Source organism: Oligoflexus sp., from assembly GCF_035638955.1.
Lineage (GTDB): Bacteria > Bdellovibrionota_B > Oligoflexia > Oligoflexales > Oligoflexaceae > Oligoflexus.
Genome location: NZ_DASQYZ010000359.1, coordinates 1 through 4,654 on the forward strand (window position 1 = coordinate 1; position 4,654 = coordinate 4,654).

At 50.8% G+C, this 4,654-nt stretch carries 4 protein-coding genes and 1 pseudogene; 4 read left to right on the top strand and 1 reads right to left on the bottom strand.

Annotated elements, in window-relative coordinates:
• On the bottom strand, positions 1 to 238 hold a 238-nt coding region (locus VE954_RS31575; protein WP_324960509.1), incomplete at its 3' end, for a MerR family transcriptional regulator.
• A 405-nt stretch (positions 239 to 643) separates the two neighbouring features.
• Here VE954_RS31575 and VE954_RS31580 point away from each other — a divergent pair.
• The 4 genes and pseudogenes from VE954_RS31580 to VE954_RS44525 all read left to right on the top strand — a co-directional run.
• Positions 644 to 2,308, top strand: a complete 1,665-nt coding sequence (locus tag VE954_RS31580; RefSeq protein WP_324960511.1) for a chemotaxis protein CheA — start codon at positions 644 to 646, stop codon at positions 2,306 to 2,308.
• The gene (locus tag VE954_RS31585) at positions 2,305 to 2,808 is read left to right on the top strand and encodes a chemotaxis protein CheW (RefSeq protein ID WP_324960513.1); all 504 of its coding nucleotides are present in this window, start codon (positions 2,305 to 2,307) and stop codon (positions 2,806 to 2,808) included. Before VE954_RS31580 ends, VE954_RS31585 begins: the two co-directional genes overlap by 4 nt.
• A gap of 22 nt (positions 2,809 to 2,830) precedes the next feature.
• Complete coding sequence (locus VE954_RS31590) at positions 2,831 to 4,498, top strand: methyl-accepting chemotaxis protein (protein WP_324960515.1); 1,668 nt, start codon at positions 2,831 to 2,833, stop codon at positions 4,496 to 4,498.
• Between the two features lie 32 nt (positions 4,499 to 4,530).
• Positions 4,531 to 4,654 (top strand): annotated as a pseudogene (locus VE954_RS44525) (SAM-dependent methyltransferase); the annotation flags it as partial.

A 4,654-nucleotide genomic window follows, 5' to 3' on the forward strand; every position in this document is an offset into this window, starting at 1 on the left:
CTATTTTTTTCAGCTGGGCGAGGGAGAGCTGGGCCATTTGACTAATAGATTGCCCGAGATCCTTGGCTGTTACGAGCAGGCGGAGTTTCTCGACATCAGCCGTTGTATAGACACGATGATTGGTTTCGGTTCGCAGAGGTGTTACGGCGCCATAGCGTTTTTCCCACGCATGCAAAGTGGTAGTTCGGAGGCCGGTTAATTTACAGACAGCTTTTAAGCTGTATTTTGAATCATTCATGAAAACAGTTCCATAGCCCTCGTTGGACAATCCCCGAGCGGGTGCTTCGAGTCGCGAAATAGATTGTAAATGATTGAGAAGTGCGAGCCCGCAGGGGTTGGCCTCGGTTACAAATATATAGTTTTCATAAAGAACCCTACCTGAAAGTAACGCAAAGCGAAATGCAATTCACCAAATCAGGTTGTTTCAGCTGAAATCGAATCTCGACAAAACCTCTACAAACGGCATAAGGCAATTCTTTTAAAATCCCCTGCTTTCAAGCGTCATGGGTCTCAATGCCTCGATATCACTTCCCAACGGCATTGGCTCGTCAAATAAATGACAAGGGCGGCTTAAGCGGTTTCAAACGCCGTCGAGATTTTAAACAAATTAAAAATGCGCTGTCATTGGGGTATGAGGAGTATTATGGATGACGCAGAAAAGAAGCTGAAGGCTACGTTTCTGGAAGAAGCGTCCCAGCTTCTACTGGACGCTGAACAATCCTTTCTGCTTCTGGAATCCAACCCTAACGATTCAGGGTTGATCGACTGTATCTTCCGCCTGGCTCACAATATCAAAGGCAGTGCCAATGCAGTTGGCTTTGCCGACCTTGGCCACTTCATGCATGAACTGGAATCCTTGTTTCTTAAGGTTCGAAACAAGGAGCTGAAAATAGATGCTCCCATTGTTGATATTTTTCTTCGCTGCAATGACCTTCTTACAGTATGGATCGCGACCCTCAGCAAAGACGATTCCGCTCAAGTGCCATACCAATCCCTGCTTGAGCGCGTACGAGAAGTCAATGCGGCCGTCCCGTCGTCTATGCCGAAGATGGAGGTTCACAATGGGTTTGCGATTTTCATAGACGACCCGCCGGCGTCAACCAAAGCGGCGACTGAAGCCATACCAGATTTTGCAAGTACGGCCGTGCTTAAGGATGACTCGATCCGCATTCATTTGACTCACGTCGACGGTCTTATCAATGACATTGGTGAACTCGTCATTCTACAAACCGTTCTGAAACAGCAGAAGCATCTGGTCAGCTCGCCTCTCATTCAAAAAACCATAGACCAACTGGGTAAAATTACGAGGCAGATCCAGGACTCGTCCATGGGTCTACGTATGGTGCCTCTGAATCAGACATTTCAGAAAATGCAGCGTATTTTGCGAGACACATCCAAGAAACTCGGCAAAGACGTCAATCTCCACATTGCCGGCGAGGCCACTGGCCTGGATAAAACCGTTTTGGATAATCTGGGTGACCCGCTGGTGCATCTGATTCGAAATGCGGTGGATCATGGCATTGAGTTGCCAGAAGAGCGCCTTAAGGTCGGTAAGAGCGCGCAGGGCAATGTCTGGCTCTCGGCCTATCACCAAAGCGGCAAGCTCGTCATCGAAATTAGAGATGATGGCCGGGGCCTTGATGCAGCCAACCTGATCCGTATTGCGAAGAAACGAGGCGTCCTGGCTGAGGATGCCACGCTCGAGGATAAGGAAGCCTGGCAGCTGATTTTCTATCCCGGTTTTTCCACCAAAAGTCAGGTCACCGACATCTCGGGTCGAGGCGTCGGCCTGGATGTGGTCAAAACCAATATCATCAAGCTCAAGGGCGAAATCCAGTTGGATAACCAACCGGGTCATGGCACCTGTTTTCGCATCTTCCTGCCCCTGACCCTGGCCATCATCGACGGCATGATCATTGGTCTGAATGAGACGGAACGCTATGTTGTGCCGCTCACGCAGGTGCATGAGATTTTTGAAGTCACCGGTGCCGAGCTGCATGCCTTTGGGCGTGAGGATGAAGTGTTTGATATTCGGGGTAAAACGCTGCCTCTGTATCATTTGGGCAAGGTATTGGGACGCCCATCCCATGCTACCAAACGCCGTGGCGTGGTGATCGTATCACGGGTCAATCAACGGGAATTTGCTTTTGCCGCTGATATGGTGGTGAGCCAACAGCAGGTGGTCATTAAGCAGCTTGGGAAGGATTTGAAGAAGATCAGTGGTGTCAGTGGGAGCGCGATCCTCGGCGACGGAAAGGCTGCTCTGATTCTGGATCTTGAAGAAATAGCCAAAGGGAGGTCTGCATGAGTTCGTCTCAGTCCGTGAACGCCAACACAAAGAAGGGTGCTGATCGGCATCTTATCTTTGCTTTGGGCAGCGAGGAATATTCCGTTCCTCTGCTTAAGGTCAAAGAGGTCATCGAGGTACCCGACATCACGCCCGTCCCGCACACGCCAACTTATTATCTTGGCATCATGAATCTGCGGGGGCAGGTCATCTCGATCATCGACCTGCGGCTCAAGCTCAAGAATGTGAAGCAGGAGCTGGAGAAAAAGACTGCCGTGATCATTCTTGATTTCGATGGCTTCTGTCTGGGCATCGCCGTCAGCGCTGTGAATCGTGTGTTGGCCTTGACGGAAGACGAAATCAACGAGCGTCCCACCATGGAGACGACCGAGAATCTGGATTACATCACGGGCGTGGCGCATCGCGATAAAAAGCTGATCCTGCTGCTGGATGTGTCCAAGGCTTTGAATGTTGAAGATCTGAACCTGATTCATACACAGAAAACACAACAAGCCGCCTAAGCGGAAGGGAAGGATAGAGGGTATGTTTAATTCGTGGAGTTTGAAGGCCAAGTTGATTGGAGCTTTTAGTTTTTGTGCGACCATCCTGGCGTTTGTGGGTGGGATATCGTATTTCCGCTTGAATGAAGTTGTGTTTCGCTACGACCATGTTGTCAAAAACAATATGGGCAATTACATTGCCGTTTCGAACGTATTGGATGCGACGCGCCGCCTTAACATTATGATCGGTCGCCTTACGAACTCAAATTTAACTGTCGATCAGCTCAGAACAGAAGAAGCTTTTTTAGCCCAGGCCTTGTCAGATATCGACGCGGGTAAGAAAGCCTATCTGGCCATCCCATTTGTAGATGGGGAAGACAGTCTTTACCAGCCGGTGGATCAAAGCCTTGCCAAAGTCATTGAGTTTAGTAAGCGCGTTCTTGAGATGTCACGTACGAACGACCCCGAGAGCTTGAAGAAGCGCGATGAATTTGCTTATACCTATGATACGGTTCGCGTGCCGTATCGTGAAGCCATGGACCGCTTAAAGGATTTCCAGTCCAGGGAAGCAGACAAGTGGTCAAAATCAGCGGACAGCGCAGCTTCGTCGGCTACCATAATGGTACTCTCACTTGTCACGGTTGGTGTTATTATCTCATTCGTGCTGGGTCTCTTCATCTCCACATCCATTACCAAAACCATGCTACGGGTCTCTGACCAGCTTTCGTCCGGCGCCGACGAAGTCACCTCCGCCGCCAGTGAAATCTCGTCGACCAGCGAGCAATTGTCAGCCAGTGCTACGGAGCAGGCCTCATCTCTGCAGGAAACGGCCTCATCCATCGAAGAGATGAGCAGTATGATCAAGCAGAACTCGGACAACGCCAACCGTTCGTCGGAAACAGCACGCAGCGGTCAGCAGTCGGTTGACAAAGGCAAGCATGTCATCAGCGAAATGCTGGACGCCATGAATAGTATCGATGCTGCCAACAAAGAAATCAGTGAAGTGGTGAAGGTTATCGGCCAGATCGCTAACAAGACCAAGGTCATCGATGACATCGTCTTCAAGACCCAGCTCCTTTCTTTCAACGCTTCGGTGGAAGCCGCCCGTGCTGGGGAACATGGCAAAGGCTTCGCCGTGGTTGCCGAAGAAGTTGGCAACCTGGCGCAAATGAGCGGTAACGCCGCTCGTGAAATCAGCGATATGCTGGAACAGAGCCTGGAGCGCGTCGAGCGCATGATCACGACCTCGAAACAAAAAGTTGAAGTCGGTATTAACGTCGGCAAGCGTTGCGGTGATGTACTGGACGAACTGGTGGTCAGTGTAGGCGACGTCAACGGCATGGCCGGTGAAATCGCCAGCGCCTGTCAGGAACAGTCTCGCGGGATCAATGAGATCACTCGCGCCATGACTCAGCTGGATCAAGTAACCCAGCAGAACGCGTCGGCATCGCAGCAGTCGGCATCTGCCGCCGAGCAACTGTCACAGCAGGCTGAAACCCTACGCGCTTCGGCAATGGAATTGATGCAGCTGATCAACGGGAGGGCTCAGGTCGGTATGGTCTATCAGCAGCCTCATGCCGTTCATCGTCCCCATACCGCAGCAGCCAAGAGAAAGCCAACGCAGCTTGCGGGAAAAACACGTAAGAAAGCTCCAGGATCCGCCGATGGTGTTCCCAATGCCCAGCACGAAGGCTTTGACGAAGCTGCTTAACAGAGAATGAGTGCACAATGACTTTGAGTGGAATGCCAGATATTGATGATGATGATTTCTCGTTCTTTCAGAGAAGAATCCTGGCCCTGTCTGGCATCCATCTCAGTTCTGTTAAAAAAGATCTGGTGCGGGCCCGTCTGATCTCTCGACTTTCAG

Bases quoted from the DNA above. Each gene is read 5' to 3' on its own strand.
- VE954_RS31580 (WP_324960511.1), top strand. From the start codon at position 644: ATGGATGACGCAGAAAAGAAGCTGAAGGCTACGTTTCTGGAAGAAGCG.
- VE954_RS31585 (WP_324960513.1), top strand. From the start codon at position 2,305: ATGAGTTCGTCTCAGTCCGTGAACGCCAACACAAAGAAGGGTGCTGAT.
- VE954_RS31590 (WP_324960515.1), top strand. From the start codon at position 2,831: ATGTTTAATTCGTGGAGTTTGAAGGCCAAGTTGATTGGAGCTTTTAGT.